Annotated in this window: 19 protein-coding genes, 3 pseudogenes and 2 riboswitches; of the genes and pseudogenes, 10 read left to right on the plus strand and 12 right to left on the minus strand. The window is 37.0% G+C overall.

Annotation, left to right across the window (positions count from 1 at the left end; translation table 11 throughout):
* Positions 1–133: 133 nt before the first annotated feature.
* The 3 genes and pseudogenes from SD1D_RS06620 to nagA form a co-directional block, all read left to right on the plus strand.
* Positions 134–241, plus strand: a pseudogene (locus SD1D_RS06620) (CidA/LrgA family protein); the annotation flags it as partial.
* A pseudogene (gene nagB, locus SD1D_RS06625) lies at positions 235–867 on the plus strand (glucosamine-6-phosphate deaminase); the annotation flags it as partial. The pseudogenes SD1D_RS06620 and nagB, both read left to right, overlap by 7 nt.
* Positions 868–885: 18 nt before the next feature.
* Entirely contained in the window at positions 886–1,998 is a 1,113-nt protein-coding gene (gene nagA, locus SD1D_RS06630) for an N-acetylglucosamine-6-phosphate deacetylase (RefSeq protein ID WP_058258209.1), read from the plus strand.
* Positions 1,999–2,127: 129 nt separating this feature from the next.
* On the opposite strand, the gene SD1D_RS12675 is transcribed toward nagA, so the two are convergent.
* Positions 2,128–3,090, minus strand: coding sequence for an ABC transporter permease (locus SD1D_RS12675; RefSeq protein ID WP_058258210.1), 963 nt, complete (start codon positions 3,088–3,090; stop codon positions 2,128–2,130).
* Positions 3,091–3,097: 7 nt separating this feature from the next.
* On the opposite strand from SD1D_RS12675, the gene SD1D_RS12680 reads away from it, so the two are divergent.
* Positions 3,098–3,397 carry a hypothetical protein gene (locus tag SD1D_RS12680; RefSeq protein ID WP_058258211.1) on the plus strand — a complete coding sequence of 100 codons (300 nt, stop codon included), beginning with the start codon at positions 3,098–3,100 and terminating at the stop codon, positions 3,395–3,397.
* On the opposite strand, the pseudogene SD1D_RS12685 reads toward SD1D_RS12680, so the two are convergent.
* From SD1D_RS12685 to SD1D_RS06660, 4 genes and pseudogenes are all read right to left on the minus strand, one after another.
* Positions 3,396–4,053 (minus strand): annotated as a pseudogene (locus tag SD1D_RS12685) (ABC transporter ATP-binding protein); the annotation flags it as partial. The gene SD1D_RS12680 and the pseudogene SD1D_RS12685 overlap by 2 nt on opposite strands.
* 81 nt (positions 4,054–4,134) lie before the next feature.
* Positions 4,135–4,752: a hypothetical protein gene (locus tag SD1D_RS06650; protein ID WP_058258214.1), complete on the minus strand. Its 618-nt coding sequence runs from the start codon at positions 4,750–4,752 to the stop codon at positions 4,135–4,137.
* A 43-nt stretch (positions 4,753–4,795) separates the two neighbouring features.
* Complete coding sequence (locus tag SD1D_RS06655) at positions 4,796–5,212, minus strand: GNAT family N-acetyltransferase (RefSeq protein WP_058258215.1); 417 nt, start codon at positions 5,210–5,212, stop codon at positions 4,796–4,798.
* An 87-nt stretch (positions 5,213–5,299) separates the two neighbouring features.
* Positions 5,300–5,941: a CDP-alcohol phosphatidyltransferase family protein gene (locus SD1D_RS06660; RefSeq protein ID WP_058258216.1), complete on the minus strand. Its 642-nt coding sequence runs from the start codon at positions 5,939–5,941 to the stop codon at positions 5,300–5,302.
* A 349-nt stretch (positions 5,942–6,290) separates the two neighbouring features.
* Here SD1D_RS06660 and speD point away from each other — a divergent pair, with 349 nt between their 5' ends.
* From speD to nspC, 6 genes are all read left to right on the plus strand, one after another.
* Complete coding sequence (gene speD / locus SD1D_RS06665; protein ID WP_275940386.1) at positions 6,291–7,106, plus strand: adenosylmethionine decarboxylase; 816 nt, start codon at positions 6,291–6,293, stop codon at positions 7,104–7,106.
* Positions 7,107–7,109: 3 nt separating this feature from the next.
* On the plus strand, positions 7,110–8,561 hold the full coding sequence (locus tag SD1D_RS06670; RefSeq protein ID WP_058258218.1) for an aminotransferase class I/II-fold pyridoxal phosphate-dependent enzyme: 1,452 nt from the start codon (positions 7,110–7,112) through the stop codon (positions 8,559–8,561).
* Between the two features lies 1 nt (position 8,562).
* On the plus strand, positions 8,563–9,408 hold the full coding sequence (gene speE, locus SD1D_RS06675; RefSeq protein WP_058258219.1) for a polyamine aminopropyltransferase: 846 nt from the start codon (positions 8,563–8,565) through the stop codon (positions 9,406–9,408).
* The gene (speB, locus tag SD1D_RS06680; protein WP_058258220.1) at positions 9,401–10,252 is read left to right on the plus strand and encodes an agmatinase; all 852 of its coding nucleotides are present in this window, start codon (positions 9,401–9,403) and stop codon (positions 10,250–10,252) included. Before speE ends, speB begins: the two co-directional genes overlap by 8 nt.
* A gap of 63 nt (positions 10,253–10,315) precedes the next feature.
* Complete coding sequence (locus SD1D_RS06685; protein WP_058258221.1) at positions 10,316–11,515, plus strand: saccharopine dehydrogenase family protein; 1,200 nt, start codon at positions 10,316–10,318, stop codon at positions 11,513–11,515.
* Positions 11,516–11,524: 9 nt separating this feature from the next.
* The gene (nspC, locus tag SD1D_RS06690; protein WP_058258222.1) at positions 11,525–12,700 is read left to right on the plus strand and encodes a carboxynorspermidine decarboxylase; all 1,176 of its coding nucleotides are present in this window, start codon (positions 11,525–11,527) and stop codon (positions 12,698–12,700) included.
* 202 nt (positions 12,701–12,902) lie between these two features.
* Here the strand turns inward: nspC and SD1D_RS06695 are convergent, their stop codons facing one another.
* From SD1D_RS06695 to SD1D_RS12310, 7 genes are all read right to left on the minus strand, one after another.
* A complete protein-coding gene (locus SD1D_RS06695; protein ID WP_058258223.1) occupies positions 12,903–13,256 on the minus strand; it encodes a hypothetical protein in 354 nt (117 codons plus the stop codon).
* A 162-nt stretch (positions 13,257–13,418) separates the two neighbouring features.
* Positions 13,419–13,673, minus strand: coding sequence for a cysteine-rich small domain-containing protein (locus tag SD1D_RS12745; RefSeq protein WP_087758830.1), 255 nt, complete (start codon positions 13,671–13,673; stop codon positions 13,419–13,421).
* Positions 13,674–13,778: 105 nt separating this feature from the next.
* Positions 13,779–15,083, minus strand: coding sequence for a phosphomethylpyrimidine synthase ThiC (gene thiC, locus SD1D_RS06705; RefSeq protein WP_058258225.1), 1,305 nt, complete (start codon positions 15,081–15,083; stop codon positions 13,779–13,781).
* A gap of 48 nt (positions 15,084–15,131) precedes the next feature.
* The gene (locus SD1D_RS06710; RefSeq protein ID WP_058258226.1) at positions 15,132–15,839 is read right to left on the minus strand and encodes a thiamine phosphate synthase; all 708 of its coding nucleotides are present in this window, start codon (positions 15,837–15,839) and stop codon (positions 15,132–15,134) included.
* Positions 15,829–16,140, minus strand: coding sequence for a thiamine-binding protein (locus SD1D_RS06715; RefSeq protein WP_058258227.1), 312 nt, complete (start codon positions 16,138–16,140; stop codon positions 15,829–15,831). The genes SD1D_RS06710 and SD1D_RS06715 overlap by 11 nt, the downstream gene beginning before the upstream one ends.
* Before the next feature lie 3 nt (positions 16,141–16,143).
* Positions 16,144–16,977, minus strand: a complete 834-nt coding sequence (gene thiM, locus SD1D_RS06720) for a hydroxyethylthiazole kinase (protein ID WP_058258228.1) — start codon at positions 16,975–16,977, stop codon at positions 16,144–16,146.
* Between the two features lie 80 nt (positions 16,978–17,057).
* Positions 17,058–17,156: riboswitch (TPP riboswitch) on the minus strand.
* A 49-nt stretch (positions 17,157–17,205) separates the two neighbouring features.
* A riboswitch (TPP riboswitch) is annotated at positions 17,206–17,304 on the minus strand.
* A 50-nt stretch (positions 17,305–17,354) separates the two neighbouring features.
* Positions 17,355–17,525: a hypothetical protein gene (locus SD1D_RS12310; RefSeq protein ID WP_179946395.1), complete on the minus strand. Its 171-nt coding sequence runs from the start codon at positions 17,523–17,525 to the stop codon at positions 17,355–17,357.
* Positions 17,526–17,548 lie beyond the last annotated feature (23 nt).

A 17,548-nucleotide genomic window follows, 5' to 3' on the forward strand; every position in this document is an offset into this window, starting at 1 on the left:
GGTTTTACGGAATAAATTTTTTTTATAATTAATATTATGAAAAACTTTTTTATTTTATTATTGAAATAGAGATATGCAAATGATATGATAAATATATAGCTTTAAGCCGCAAAACGGCAGAATGGAGTTTTTTATGAACTATATGAAGCAATTTGGAATTATACTACTGGTTTCCTTTCTTGGAGAAGTATTAAAGCATTTTCTTTCTCTCCCCATACCGGCTAGTATATATGGACTACTCCCATTGGAACTTACAAACAACTGATTGAGTGGTACAATAAAGGTGACCTTGATTTTTCTCAAGTACGAACAGTTAATCTAGATGAATATAAAGGTCTTGAACCTGACAATCCTCAAAGCTACTACTATTTTATGTATGAAAACTTCTTTAAACATATCAATATCGATTTAAAAAATGTACATATACCAAACGGTCTAGAGGAAGACCCCATAAAAGAATGCAACCGCTACCAGGATATAATCTCTTCCCTAGGTGGCATTGACTTACAACTTCTAGGCTTGGGTAATAACGGACATATTGGTTTTAACGAACCCGGTAATTGCTTTAATAAAATTATACATTGCGTAGAATTGGCGCAAAGTACTATCGATGCCAATGCCCGTTTCTTTAATAGCATAGAGGAAGTTCCACGATATGCCTATACTATGGGTATTGGAAGTATTATGAGTGCCGAGAAAATTCTATTAATCGTCAGCGGAAAAGGAAAAGCTCAAATACTAAAAAAAGTTATTGAAGGCCCTATTCTTCCATCTGTACCTGCTTCTATCCTTCAGCTTCATAAAAATGTCACTATAATAGCTGACCAAGAGGCTTCATCATTGTTAGATCAAAAATTATTAGATTAAATAATTAAGGAGATTGTAATGATAATAAAAAACGCTCTTGTCTTTACAGATAATAGTTTTATTAGGAAGGATATTTATATAGAGAAAGATCGTATCTCTAATAGTCCAATTTACGGGGCTGAAATTATTGAAGCAGAGGGATTGTATGCTATTCCAGGCTTAATCGACCTTCATTTTCATGGTTGTGTAGGCCATGATTTCTCTGACGGGACACCAAAGGCACTTCAGGCTATTGCCAATTATGAAGCCTACTGGGGTATAACCGGTATTTCGCCGGCAACCATGACCTTAGGTTATGACCAACTATCTAAGATATTTAAAAACGCTGCTTCCTATGAAAATAATCAAGGTGCAGAGCTTGTCGGTATCAATATGGAAGGCCCTTATCTTAGTCATGCTAAAAAGGGAGCCCAAAACGAAGCCTATCTAATGACTCCTAACTTGGAGCATTTTAGAACCATGCAAGATTTTGCCGGTGGCTTAATCAAACTGGTGGCTATTGCTCCCGAAGAACCTGGTGCTATGGATTTTATTAAGGCTGTGAAAAACGAAGTGGTTGTCTCCTTAGCACATACCACAGCTGATTATGATACCGCAGCCGAAGCCTTTCAAAAGGGTGCAAGTCATGTTACACATCTATATAATGCTATGCCTGCCTTCTCACATCGTAGCCCAGGAGTTATTGGGGCGGCACTGGATGCTGACCATGTAAAGGTTGAATTAATCTGTGACGGTGTACACATAGATCCCAGTGTGGTTCGTGCTACCTTTAAAATGTTCGGTGATGATCGCATCATCCTAATTAGCGATAGTATGAGGGCTACAGGTTTAGAAGATGGTGAATATACCTTGGGAGGACAGAATGTAATAGTATCAGGTAATAAGGCTCTTCTCAAAGACGGAACCATTGCCGGCTCTACCACCAATCTGATGGCTTGTATGACAACAGCGGTATCCATGGGTATTCCTTTAGAAAGTGCCGTAAAATGCGCTTCGGTTAATCCGGCTAAGCAGCTTGGAATATATGATGAATATGGTAGCCTCACTCCCGGAAAATATGCCAATATTGTACTATTAAATAAGGACTTAAGTATCAATAAAGTTATACTTAAGGGTAAAGTATATAGATAATCAAAATCCCCTTGTATAAGATAACCTTACATCAAGGGGATTTTATTTGTCCTAAACTTTCAATTTTTATTCTTTAACATTTATATTCTTTAAAACAATTTAAAACAGGTTTTTATAATATAATCCTATTTATTCAGTTCTTAAGGCAACAACCGGATCTTTCTTAGCTGCACTTCGTGACGGAATAATACCGGCAATCAGTGTAAGAAGCATACTGATAATAATCAGAATAACAGCTGTCTGTACCGGCAGTATTGCACTAAGATTGTTAAGACCTGTCAGCTTATGCAGTATCAGATTAATGGGGATACAAAGCAGATAGGTAATTACCACTCCAAGGAGGCCGGATGTAAAGCCTATTATAACTGTTTCTGCATTAAACATACTGGATACATTCCTTTTAGAGGCACCGATAGCACGGAGAATACCAATCTCCTTTGTACGTTCCTGTACTGAAATCAGTGTAATAACCCCAATCATAATGGATGAAACAATCAAAGATACTGCGACAAAAGCAATCAAAACATAGGTAACTGCATCAATAATGGTAGTTATGGATGACATCATAAGACCTACATAGTCTGTATAGCTAATTTCCTCTAAATCGTCAACAGTTTGGTTGTACTCTGAGATTGCCTCCTTAATAACATCCTTGTTAGCAAAGGATGAAGCATAGAGATTTACTGTTGTCGGGCTATCTAAATCAACACAACCAAGTGTTATTAGGTTTTTTTCATAAGTAGAATCTGAAAATTCTAAAATTTCATCGTAATATAGGGCACACATTTCCTCCGTATACTGAGTTATGGCCATATCTAAGGCAGCGGCTAGTTGCTCATTAGTCATGGTGCTCAACTGCTGTTCTACCTGGGTAGCGTACTGGGTATGGTACTGTTCGGTTAAGGCCCGGCTAAACAACTCTTTCAAGTCTTCATCACTCATAGAAGTAATATAGTCTGCAATGGTTGCCCCATCCATTCCCGTCTGCTCTGCCATGGCCGGTGCAATAGCAGCTTCCATATCTTCACGGGTCATACTTGTAAGGGTAGAAGAAACGAACTGCTCCACTTCCTCTTCGGAAGGAATACTCATAATCTTAATGTATGCAGCAGCTTTTCCTGATGTATCAAGAGCTTCTATATACTCTTTAAATTCTGCTGCTTTTTTATCATTTGTAACCGTACCATCTGTATCCTTAAAAGGTAGTCCGGTAAAAATATCCGTACCTGGATTTTCCTTCTGTGCCTTTACTGCTTCAGATTGGGCTGCATTCTCTATAATATATTCCGTAAGCTTACTTGTATATCCTATGGAACCTCTGCTTGAAGAGGCAATGGAATTTTTACTGGGCTTTGCTATACCGACAACACGAAGTTTCAGTGCATTATCATATAGATAGTAAATAGGTTTTTAAGGGATAGTCCAAAGGATGTTCCAAAGGACATAGATGGTTTTTTCTTTCTGCGGTTACTTTCATCCCTAGTTTGTGCCTTAGCTAATTCCTTCTTTACCTCTTGGTCTGAAAGGGGCATAGTATCACTGGTAATCTTGCCGTCTAGCATCCTTACAATCCTAGTTGAATATTTTTCGGCCAGGTCGGGATTGTGAGTAACCATAACCACAAGGCGATCCTTTGAGATTTCTTTAAGTATATCCATAACCTGAATACTGGTCTCAGTATCAAGAGCTCCGGTCGGTTCATCGGCTAGGATAATATCGGGATTATTAACTATGGCACGGGCTATGGCAACTCTTTGCATCTGACCGCCGGACATTTCAGAGGGTTTTTTTCGCAACTGATCTGCAAGACCCACTTTTTCTAAAGCTTCCTTAGCCCTTTTACGGCGCTCCTTTTTAGAAACTCCGGACAGGGTAAGTGCAAGTATACTGATCAAGTCCCCCGATTAAATTTAGCATGGTTGTTTTACCGCAACCTGAAGGTCCTAGTATAGAAACAAATTCACTGTCACGAAATTTTAAATCTATTCCTTTTAATGCCTTGACATCTTCGCCGCCGGCAGGATAAATTTTTGTTATGTTTTTTAGTTCAAGCAATATATTTCCTCCTTAATTTAGCTTTTTGTCTTATGTATTTTCTAATCCGGTTCTATTGCGGAGGCCTTAATAGCAATGTTACTATGATATTAAGTATATGGTTTTAGATATTGTAGACACTAATTCTTCAAACTTACTATTTAAATGAGGGGGACTCCATTCCGGACTTCTACAAAGAAAAACATAATCAAAGTTTTCATAATAAATAGATTTTATATCCTCAGTATTTTCAAATGGAAATAATCCATCTAAGCTATGAATTTGGGAATCATTTCTCCTAATCCATTTTACTATTGTATTAGGACGCTCTTCAATAACTCTTCTTAACCAATTACCACAATTACAATTGTCACTACCTTGATAATAATGATAGTAGTCATGATGAAAATCAATATTTACTATCCTTAGTTGTAATAACTTTGGTAATCTATCAATAAATTTTTTTATGTATTTATGGCTATCTGCCTTTATGAAATTTTCTTTTGGAATTCTCAATTTCATTAAAAATTCCTTGAAGATATAGTAATCGTTAATTACCCCAACTTTCCTAAGTTCCGGGTAACTTAAGTACCTTTTCTTCCACATAGATTGTAACATCTTTTTAGGTAGATCATCACTACCATTGGGAAAATATAGGTCTCTTTCCTGTGATGAGGCATTAATAAAATAATCAAAATCAATGCTTAAAATTCCTACCACAATATCACCCCTATGTATAAGAAAAAGTATTAAATTGTTCTTCCTACAAATTCTTTTTCATCCAAATATGGGGACATCCCTCATCTAAATAGGTTTCTCCCTGCTTTATATACCCTAGTTTTTCATAAAACCCTGCAACTCTTACTTGTCCTGATAGCATAACACTTTTTCCACCATTTTCCCTAATATATTCTTCAGCGGCATTAAGTATTCTTCTACCAATATTTTTTCCTCGCCATTCTTTTAGAACTGCAACTCTCCCTATGATATATGATTCTTTTTCACTATTGTAATAAATTCTACATGTTGAAATTGGCTCTTCATTTGAATACATAACCATATGTTTAGCTATATCATCAAATTCATCATACTCATCATAGAATCCTTGCTCTTTAACAAATACTTCACTTCTTATCTTTTTAGCTTCTTCAGGCAAGTAATTATAGTCTTTAATTATCATTTTGTCCTCCTTTAAAGTAAATGCCAGCTTATAAACTAATTGCATTGCTTTATTATACACTAATTTTATAAATTTCTTAATATAAAATTAGTGTAGGTTAGCATAATAAATTGATATTAATACTGTATAGACAATTAGTATGTAAAACCATTTAGCCCCAAATTTATGGGTTCGGATAGGGGCTAAATTAAGAACTAAAAGCAACAGCATAACTACATAAATTATAATAGAAAATACCTGATAGGAAAATAATCTTTCAAATATAAATACAAAGGACAAAATGATTACATTATTATCTAGAGCCAAGCCTCTGTATGTATCCTTGTCAATCATTCCAAAAACATTGAAATAGCTTAATCTAATAGCAGCTCCGGCAACCATAAGAAAAACTCCCGGTAAAAATATTGTATTATATTTTCCATAGCTTAGTAAAAAAATAGCTGGAAAGATTCCAAAGCTTACGATATCTATAAGAGAATCAAGCTGCACACCAATAGTCCGATGATAATCGGTCCGCCCTTTAAGGCTTCTGGCTATGATGCCATCTGCCCAGTCAAATATTACTGACCAAAGAACTGCTATCAAGGCATAGTTGTATTTTCCCATTATTGATAAGTATATACCCATAAGGGAGCTTAAAAGGCCTGTAAGAGAACAAATATTAGGAAGATCTTTCAAAAAATATAGCATTGTATACTCTGAACTATTCTTAACTTTTTTTCTGAGCATATTATAAGGCCTCCTGCAATTTAAAATTCAAATTATATGACTTACTTCTACTTGTAAGCCCAAGTGTTTTATAAAGTGCAGCTATTAACAGGTTATTTTCTTCACTGGTTTTAACTGCAACTCTAATATATTGTCCCTTGACTCCTTTTTTTGCTGATAAATCTTATTTCCCTATTATTTCTTCCATTTACAGTCCATAAAAACCAAATTATATAAAATTTTAAAATTCTGTAAAAATGTATATATTGTATTGCATTTGCAGCCATAATATGTGATAATCTTTAATAATCTTTTTTCTAAAAAACATAAGCTATATTTATAATTTATAAGAAAGGTAGTGGTGTTAGGGTTGGAGCAAAAGTTAACCTTGTATGGATTTAACAATCTTACAAAATCCCTTAGCTTTAATATTTACGATGTATGCTATGCTGCCAGTGAAAGAGAAAAGAATGATTATATTGAGTACATAGACGAGCAATATAATTCAGAGAGGCTTACTAATATTCTATGCAAGGTTGCCGAAATTATTGGAGCCAATATACTAAATATCTCCAAGCAAGATTACGAGCCTCAAGGAGCTTCAGTAAATATACTGATATCAGAGGGACAACTATTTCCCCATGAAATAAATGAATCTTGCAATCTAGGTAAAATAAATCAAAGCATCATGCAAAACGAAACCGTACATGCCCATTTAGATAAAAGCCATGTAACCGTACATACTTTTCCGGAACATCATCCTGATAATGCTATATCCACCTTTCGGGTTGACATTGATGTTGCCACCTGTGGCAAAATATCACCTTTAAATGCCTTGGATTTTCTAATAAACAGTTTTGACTCAGATATAATAACCATAGACTACCGGGTCAGAGGTTTTACCCGGGATATACATGGGAAAAAATATTATATTGACCATGATATCAAGTCAATACAGGATTACATAGAAGATAGAATTTTAAAAAAATATGATGCTGTGGATATAAATGTCTATCAGTCCAATACATTTCATACAAAAATGCTTATTAAGGATATAGAACTGCAAAACTATCTCTTTAATCAAGACGTATATGAGCTGCCTCCTATGAAAAGACTGGAAATAATAGATAGTCTTAGGAAGGAAATGATTGAAATTTTCAGTGGTATGAATATTTATGATCCCTAGGAGGTGATAAGCTTGAACCAAGATAAGGCTCCTCTTTATGAGGCTTTAGAAAAACATAGATCTGACCGAATTGTACATTTTGATGTACCGGGTCATAAAGGCGGCCGGGGTAATAAAGAACTTACTGATTTTTTAGGAGAAAAATGCCTTAAGGCAGACGTTAATTCAATGAAACCCTTGGATAACCTAAGCCACCCAGAATCGGTTATAAAAGAGGCACAGCAATTGGCTGCTAATGCTTTTGGTGCCCATAACTGCTTTTTTATTGTTAACGGGACAACTGCTGCCGTTCAAGCAATGGTAATGTCGGCCTGTATGGAAGGTGAAAAAATACTTATGCCCCGGAATGTCCATATAAGTGCTATAAATGCCCTTGTTTTAAGCGGTGCTATTCCAGTTTATATAGATCCCGGTATAGATAACAGACTTGGTATAGCCCTTGGTATGTCAATTACTGATATAAAAAAGGCTATAGAGGAAAACCCAGATGCCAAGGCTATATTAGTAAACAATCCTACATACTATGGTATATGCTCTAATTTAAAGGAAATAGTTGAACTGGCTCACAGTCATAGGATGCTGGTACTGGTGGATGAAGCCCACGGCACCCATTTTTATTTTGGGGATAACATGCCTGTTTCTGCCATGAAGGCCGGTGCAGATATGGCATCCGTCAGTATGCACAAAACCGGTGGATCTTTAACCCAGAGTTCTTTATTGCTATGTGGTGAAAATATAAACTGTGACTATGTAAGGCAAATTATAGGCCTTACACAGACAACCAGTGCTTCTTATCTCCTGCTTACCTCCCTTGATTTAGCCAGAAAGAATCTAAGCTTAAATGGAAGGGAGATATTTAGCAAAACAATTAAGCTGGCGGAATATGCCAGGAAGGAAATTAATATACTAGGTGGATATTATGCCTTTTCCAATGAGTTAGTTAATAATGATAATGTGTATGACTTTGATAGGACCAAGCTTTCAATAAATACAAGGCAAATCGGACTTGCCGGTATCGAAGTATATGACATTTTACGTGACGATTATGGGATTCAGGTGGAATTTGGTGATTTGTGCAATATTCTAGCTGTTATAACTGCCGGTGATAGGGCTATGGAAATTGAAAGACTTATTTCAGCCCTATACGAAATCAAACGACTTTATGCAAAGGATCCTGTGGATATCCTCAATCATAATTATATTAAACCTGATTTGGTATGTAGACCTCAAAAGGCATTTTTTAGTAAGAAGAAAATTATGCCTATAAAGGACAGCAAAGGAAAAATCAGTGGCGAATTTGTCATGGCCTATCCACCGGGGATACCAATTTTAGCCCCCGGAGAAAGGATAACCGATGAAATTATTGATTATATAACTTTTGCAAAGGACAAGGGTAGCAATCTCATGGGTACTCAAGATATGAAGGTGGAAAACATCTTGGTTGTGGAGGGATAATATGGATTTATGGTTTACTGAATATTACACAAAAAATGCTCGTTTTTCAATTAAGATTGATAAACATATAATAAGTTTGGAAAGTGAGTTTCAGCGTATTGATGTCTTTGATTCCTATGGATTTGGCAGGATTTTGGCACTGGATGGGTATCTTATGCTTACTGAAAAGGATGAGTTTATATACCATGAGATGATGACCCATATACCTATGGCAGTAAATCCCAATATCCATGATGTACTGGTAGTCGGAGCAGGTGATGGGGGAGTTATAAGAGAACTTACAAAATATAATTATATTAATAAAATTGATATGGTAGAAATAGATAAACTGGTTGTGGATGTTTGCAGAAAGTACTTAGCTCAAACCGCTTGTAAGCTGGATGATCTGCGGGTACATATATATTATGAGGATGGTCTTAAATTTGTTAGGAGTAAATATAATGAATACGATTTAATTATTGTAGACTCAACAGATCCCTTCGGACCGGGGGAGGATCTTTTTACCAAAGAGTTTTACGGGAATTGTTACAAGGCATTAAAGACAGAGGGCATCCTGATTAATCAACACGAAAGCCCTTACTACCCTAATGATGCCTTGGCTATGCAAAAAGCTCATAAAAAGATAAAATCCGTATTTCCTAAAGCCTTAGTCTACCAAGCGCATATACCGACCTATCCCTCAGGCCATTGGCTTTTTGGCTTTGCTTCTAAAGGACTTGACCCTATAGGTGATTTAAATACCGGCTGGAAGACACTTGGCATAAAAACCCGGTACTACAATACCGATTTGCACAAAGGTTGTTTTGCCCTACCAAACTATGTAAAGGAGCTTCTTAAAAATGCTTGAAAAAAATATTAATACTATTCTAGGCTGTGATAAAAACTATCCGGAAAGTAAAATAGTTGTTTTTGGTGCTCCCTTTGATGGAACTACCTCCTATCGTCCCGGTGCAAGGTTTGCCAGCTCAGCTATCCGAAGCGAAAGTTATTCAATAGAAACCTATAGCCCCTATCAGGATAAAGATTTAGAAGATATAAGTGTATTTGATGCCGGAGACCTAGAGCTACCTTACGGAAATCCTGCTAAGGTTCTTGAGAAAATCGAAAAATTTGTTCTAAAAATATTAAAGAGAGGTAAGCTTCCGCTTATGATAGGCGGTGAACATCTGGTAAGTTTAGGAGCGGTACGAGCAGCTTTAAAAAATTATAAGAATCTTCATATAATACACTTTGATGCTCATTCTGATTTAAGAGATGAATACTTAGGGGAGACCCTATCCCATGCAACCGTTATGAGGCGCTGCTGGGAGCTAGTTGGTGACCATAAAATTTACCAGTTCGGTATCAGAAGCGGATCTAGGGAGGAAATTAGCTGGGGCAAAAACCATGTCCACACCTGCTTCTTTAATTTTGACCAATTGGATGATGTGGTAGATAGTCTAAAGGATAAACCTGTTTATTTTACTATAGATTTGGATGTTCTTGATACTTCGGTATTTCCCGGCACGGGAACACCTGAAGCCGGTGGTGTGACCTTTTGTGAACTATTAGATGGAATAAAAAAAGTGTCAAAGTTAAATATAGTAGCCCTAGATATAACTGAGTTATCCCCACCCCTTGATCCAACCGGAGCCTCAACTGCCTTAGCTTGTAAACTTTTAAGAGAAATACTCTTATATGTATATAAATAACTTATTTGCATTTACAAATTACCGGTACTATTAAGTACTTTAGTTTGAAATGGAGGTTTTGATATGGGAAAAGCATTAATTATCGGAGCCGGAGGAGTCGGCCAAGTTGTAGCTCACAAATGTGTGCAAAATCCAGATGTATTTGAAGAAATTTTAATAGCCAGCAGGACAAAATCAAAGTGCGACCAACTAAAAAAAGAATTAGATGGGGGCAAAACCAAGGTACATACTGCTAAGGTGGATGCAGACAAGACAGAAGAAGTTATTGATTTAATTAACAGCTTTAAACCTGATATAGTCATTAATGTAGCTTTACCTTACCAGGACTTAACTATTATGGATGCTTGCCTTGCAACAAAAACGGATTATGTGGATACCGCCAATTATGAGCCCCCTGATATACCTAAATTTGAATATAAGTGGCAATGGGCATACAAGGAAAAGTTTGAAAAAGCCGGTATTACTGCCCTTTTAGGCAGTGGTTTTGACCCCGGTGTAACCGGTGTTTTTACCGCCTATGCCCAAAAACACTATTTTGATGAAATCCACTATATAGATATTCTAGATGCCAATGCTGGGGATCACGGCTACCCCTTTGCCACTAACTTCAATCCTGAAATTAATATACGGGAAATAACTGCACCCGGCAGCTACTGGGAAAAGGGTAAATGGATTGAAACAAAACCCTTAGAAATCAAAAGAACTTATAATTTCCCTGAAATAGGTGATATGGATATTTATCTTCTGCATCATGAAGAAATAGAGTCTTTGGCAAAAAATATAAAGAATGTAAAAAGAATTAGATTTTGGATGACTTTCTCTAAGAAGTATCTGACTCATCTTCAAGTTCTTCAAAATGTAGGAATGACATCTATTGAACCTATAGAATTTGAAGGAAAATTAATACAGCCCCTACAGTTTTTAAAAGCCGTTCTACCGGACCCTGCCTCCTTAGGTCCCAGGACTAAGGGAAAAACCAATATCGGATGCATTTTCCAAGGCATTAAGGACGGTAAAGAAAGACAATATTATGTCTATAATGTTTGCAATCATCAGGAATGCTACAAGGAAGTTGGAGCCCAGGCCGTCTCCTATACCGCAGGTGTACCGGCAATGATAGGCGCTATGATGGTACTTACAGGCAAGTGGAAAAAACCAGGAGTCTTTAATGTGGAAGAATTTGACCCCGATCCTTTTATGGCAGCTTTAAATAAAAACGGACTACCCTGGCAAGAAAGTTTTTCACCGGAAATATTAGATTAAGGTGAGCATATGAGCAAAAATAGGCAAAATTTCAAAACAATAGATTTCAATATAGATATATCCAAACTTCCGACACCTATATATATAGTGGATGAAAGGTTGCTTGAGAAAAATCTTAAAATATTAAAAAGTGTAATGGATAGTACAAATTGCAAGATACTCCTTGCTCAAAAAGCCTTTTCCATGTTTTATCTATACCCTTTAATCGGAAACTATCTTAAGGGTACTGCAGCCAGCTCCCTTTTTGAAGCTAGACTGGGCTTTGAAAAGATGAAAGGCAGGGAAGTTCATATATATTCTCCCGCATACAAGGAAGAAGAATTTGATGAAATCTTAAGAATATGTGATTATATAATTTTTAATTCATTTACCCAATGGAATAAATACAAGGACAAGGTAAAAGCTGCAAGGAAAAAAACACAATGCGGTCTTAGGATAAACCCAGAATATTCGGAGATTGGGACAGATATATATAATCCTTGTTATACAGGCTCAAGACTAGGTATTACTCTTGATAACTTTAGGGAAGATGATTTGCAAGGTATAGATGGTCTGCATTTTCATACCATGTGTGAGCAAAATTCCGATGTTTTAAAGCGGACCCTTGAGGTTGTGGATAGGAAGTTTGGAAAATATATAGAGAAAATGAAATGGGTTAACTTTGGGGGTGGGCATCATATTACTAAGCCTGATTATGATATAAACACACTTACTGACTGTATTATGTATATAAAAAATAAATACGGTGTCGAAGTATATTTAGAACCCGGCGAAGCCATAGCATTAAATGCGGGATATCTGGCAGCCAGAGTACTTGATATTGTAAAAAATAATATGGACATAGCAATATTAGATACATCTGCTGCATGCCATATGCCTGATGTAATCGAGATGCCATACAAACCAAAGATAATAGGAGCCGGTGAACCTGGTGACTACCCTTATACTTATAGGCTTGGGGGACTTACTTGTCTGGCCGGTGATGTTATTGGAGATTACTCCTTTAAAGAACCCCTGCAAGTCGGAGATATATTGATTTTTACCGATATGGCTATATATACTTTTGTGAAAAATAATACCTTTAACGGTGTTAATCTTCCAAGCTTAGCAAGTTATAATGAGAAAGAGGGTTTAAAAATTATCAAACAATTTGGTTATGAAGATTTTAAAGAGCGTCTCTCATAAATATGATATAGCCGATAGATCACTTCATTTTCCTCCATAATACCTATCTATTAACTACTAATAAACTACATATAAAAGTACAGTTGAAGCAATCTGCTAGTAGAATGTTTCAACTGTACTTATCTATAAGCTATATATCGATTACATTTGTGCTTTAGTTTAAATAATATTGCCTTGGAGTAAATAAGACAACTTAAAATCATCAGTTTTGTCTTTCAACTACTTTTTGAATAAATTGCTTGATGTAATCACAATACTCGGTATCTTCCTCAACATTTTTGAAGTTACAATCCTTTACAATAAAATGCTCCCATGAATCTCGTATCCACACATCGGCATAATCTGCACATTCCTTTAGAATATAGGTGTTTTCCACCGGAACAGAATCATCCCCTGAACAGGCAATTATGGCAACAGGACGGCCCTTAGCGTTTTGGATTTGCAGTTCTGGTTTCATTGTAGAAACAATATGTTTTGAATAATTAAAATATAGCACCCGTTTAGAAATGAACAATTCATACTTTCTTATAAAAGCCGGAATATTATATTTTTTCATCAAGAATTATCTATGATTTTGCAGCAAATATTAATTTCGACATTTCACATGGAAAAAGCGATAAATATCATATAAAAACAGATTCTACCGGCAATTTTGTATTATCATACGAAGCAAATATTAAAAGGCGTGCTATATCTTCAGTAGAAAACATAGGTTTTATTATTTCACCGCTCTTCTATTATTCTCAGCTATTATTTTTTTAGTTATAAAATCATATCCCTTTGGTTCGTGAGGTATTAAGCAATTAGAGCAGTCCCTAATGCCATTAATATAATTGCAATCACCCCCGCAATCCTCAATAAAATAAAGAGGACAAAAGCAAAATAGACAATTAAAATCTTCCAAACTTTTCTTCTCGTGACAGGGAAAATACTTGCAGGCCTGGTTTTTAAAGTATCTATATGAATTTTCCATTTTTTCTCCTTTTGTAATTTGTAGAAGATCTTAATGTCTATTTTGCCATACTTGATATACTTTGACAACATTAGATTCTTGTCTCTATACAATCCAGATTCTGAATTACAAAATATCAATATATTCTCCTGCAAGTGCCTTGTTCATACTTCTTACTGCACAAAACTTGCCGCACATGGAACAGGTATCTTCATGTTCAGGCTTCCTTTCAGCACGGATTTTTTTTGCTGTTTCCGGATCTATTGCACACTGCCACTGTGTCTCCCAATCAAATATTCTTCTTGCTTCTGCCATTTTATCATCAATCTTTCTTGCCCCTCTTACACCCTTGGCTATATCCGCTGCATGGGCAGCAATCTTTGAGGCTATAATTCCCTGCTTCACATCCTCTAAATTTGGTAAAGCCAGGTGTTCTGAAGGTGTTACATAACATAAAAAAGCTGCTCCGGCTGAGGCTGCAATAGCACCTCCGATTGCAGCTGTTATATGGTCATAACCAGGTGCTATATCCGTTACCAAGGGGCCTAATACATAAAAGGGTGCCCCCTGGCAGATAGTTTGCTGAATTTTCATATTGGCTTCTATTTGGTCAATGGGCATATGGCCGGGTCCCTCTACCATTACCTGGACATCCTTTTCCCAAGCTCTTTTGGTAAGTTCACCAAGCCTAACCAATTCCTCAATCTGGCATACATCTGATGCATCAGCAAGACAACCGGGTCTTAAAGCATCACCTAGTGATATTGTTACATCATATTCACGGCATATATCTAGAATTTCATCGAAGTATTGATAAAAAGGATTTTCTTCTCCCCTCATGGACATCCAAGCAAATACAAGAGATCCCCCTCTAGATACAATGTTCATTTTTCTTTTGTATTTCTTTATCTGTTCTATTGTATTTCTTGTAATACCACAGTGCAAGGTAACAAAATCTACTCCATCCTCAGCATGGAGTCTTACTACTTCAATAAAATCTTTTGCTGTAAGCCTATCTAAATCTCTCTGATAATGTATAACAGCATCATATACCGGCACAGTTCCTATCATAACCGGACATTCCGATACTAACTTTCTACGAAAGGCAGTAGTATCTCCATGTGAAGATAAATCCATGATAGCATGGGCACCCATATTGACGGCTTCCATAACTTTTGTCATTTCCATATCATAATCATTACAGTCCCTTGAAACTCCCAAGTTTACATTTATCTTTGTTTTCAGCATCGAACCTATTCCCTGGGGATCGATAGATTTATGATTTTTGTTTGCACATATTACTACTTTTCCAGCTGCAACTAAAGGCATTAGTTCCTCTACCGTCATTAGCTCTTTTTCAGCTACTTTTTTCAGTTCCTCAGTAATAATACCTTTTCTTGCTGCTTCCATCTGGGTTGCATATTCCCTCATGTTTTTCTCTCCTTTATAGATATTATGTATAAATGTTTCCAAATCGCTTTATAAGATTACAGAATTAAGCCTCCATGCCTTTACCAGTTCGGCAGCTGCCTGTTTCGGATTGTCAGCTTCAGACACTGCAGACACAACAAAAAAACCGGCTGCTCCTGTTTGTGCCAGTGGTGCTATATCAGTAAGCTTAACCCCACCACCTACCACTACAGGAATTTTGCTAAGTTTAACAAGCTTTGAAATTTCTTCAAAACTTCTGGTCACTACTTTTCCATCCCTATCAAGTCCGCAGTCTGGCTTTGTCATTGTTTCATGCAAAGGACCGACACCAAAATAGTCGATTTGAGAAGTATCCTCTGTTCTTATATAATCAAATATTTCATTTGTTCTGGCCGACAAACCAATAATAGCCTCTTGGCCTAAGTATTTTCTGCAGACATCTACCGGTATATCCCACTGTCCCACATGGATTCCATCAACCTTTATTCCTTGACTTTTGGCTGCCAAAACTACATCTAGACGATCATTTACCAGCAGCGTGACATCCTGGGATTTCCCGGCTTTTGCTATTACCTGTGCAGCCTGATCGGTTAATTGAATAAGCTCCCTCGCCGTTGCAATCTTAGAACGGATTTGAACACATGTAAATCCTGCTTCAATTGCCTCTTTAATAATCTGCTCTACTGGCCGACCTTTGGTATTTTCAGGGCCTACTACAAAGTAGGCTGATATATCAAACTTTTTTCTATTGCTCATCTTCTCCTCCTAATAGTTCATTGATTTTATGGACTTTGGTGGTCATCATATTAGTAAAGCCTGGGCGAACATCGGCCTTTAGGACAACTTCTGTACGGATACCTTTACTTGCCAAGACAAAGGTAGCCTCTTTAACTACCTGCATTACCTCATCCCAAGAACCTTCTATCTCCGTAAACATTGAAGTGGTACGATTGGGTAATCCCGACTCACGGATTACTTTGATTACTTTGGCAACTTCTAAGGACAGCTCTTCACCGATACCAAAAGGGGCAATTGCCACTGCAACTAAAGTATTCATACATCAAACCTCCTTAATCTCAAATGGATTCTTAGCAATATCATCTGCACTTGCTTCATACAGTTGGTCTAGAAAGTGAACCTGAAAGCTTCCGGGGCCATTTACCTTTTTCTCTGCCCTAGCTCCTGCCAAATTATAGGCTGCTGTACCGGTTATGGCTGCTATAAAAGGTGAGGCTGTGGTTGCATAGACTGCCATGACTCCCCCTAATGAACAGCCTGCCCCGGTAATTTTCTGCATAAAATGGGACCCTCCATAAGAGTAAACTATTAAAGAACCGTCAGTTATTAGATCAGTTTCACCGGATACGGCCACAGCTCCTCCAGTCCACTTGGCTAGTGCAACAGCGGCAGCCTTTGCGGCAGTTACGGTATCCCTTGAATCCACACCGCGAACATTGGATACCTCTGTACCACCGTCTAAGCCCCACAAACCAGCTAGTGCCAATATCTCCGAAGCGTTCCCTCTGATTATTGTGGGTTTATAGTCTTTAAACTGCTGTAACAGCTTTGTTCTAAGATAACCAATTCCTACCGCTACCGAATCTAGTACCCAGGGCTTCCCCTCTTGGTGCAAAACTTTCGCAATATGGGGTAAGGTCTGCTCATAAATCGGCAACAGGGTACCGACATTTATATATGTAGCTTTGCCGGCCTTAGCCAAAAATTCAGCCTCATCCGGTAGATAGACCATGGCTGCTGATCCCCCAACAGCAAGCTGTGCATTTGCAACAAAATTAATTGTTACAGTATTGGTAATGGACCCTGCCATGGGATTAGTTTGCTTTACCATTTCTACCGCCTGGAAAATTTGTTTTTGAATCTCCTCTTTAATCACTTTTTCCCTTCCTTTCCTTGAATTAAGATTTATTATTTAAGAAAAAATGCTTGCCCAAATAGGCAAGCACAGTTTTATCTAACTAATCTGGTTTTGCTTCCCTACGACAGTATTAACTGACAGGTTCAAAGGGTCAGGTTCTACCTTCTCAACTCTAACGAGTCCCCCCGCAATAATATTCAGTTTAAAAAAAGCGTCCCTTCATAAGGAACGCATCTCTTAAATCTTCTTAACAAAATAGTTGCTTCCCTACGACAGTGTTAACTGACAGGTTCAAAGGGTCAGGTTCTACCTTCTCAACTCTAATGAGTTCCCCCGCAATGTTTATTATACAATATTTCATTTATTATCCAATATTTTTTATAACAATAGCACTTTTAGCCATTAATGTCAAGTCTTATTAAAGTAACCTTATTGTCCTGATCTGCGCTTTCCATATGTTCCTGCCAAAATTTTGGTATCTCATCATAGGAAGTATCAGTGTTAAAACTTCTTACCTTACCCATAACAGTAAACTGAGCTTTTTCAACAATTTTGTACTCTAGCATTGTACCGCCCTCCAATATTAATT

Source organism: Herbinix luporum (assembly GCF_900070325.1).
GTDB classification, from domain to species: Bacteria; Bacillota; Clostridia; order Lachnospirales; family Lachnospiraceae; genus Mobilitalea; species Mobilitalea luporum.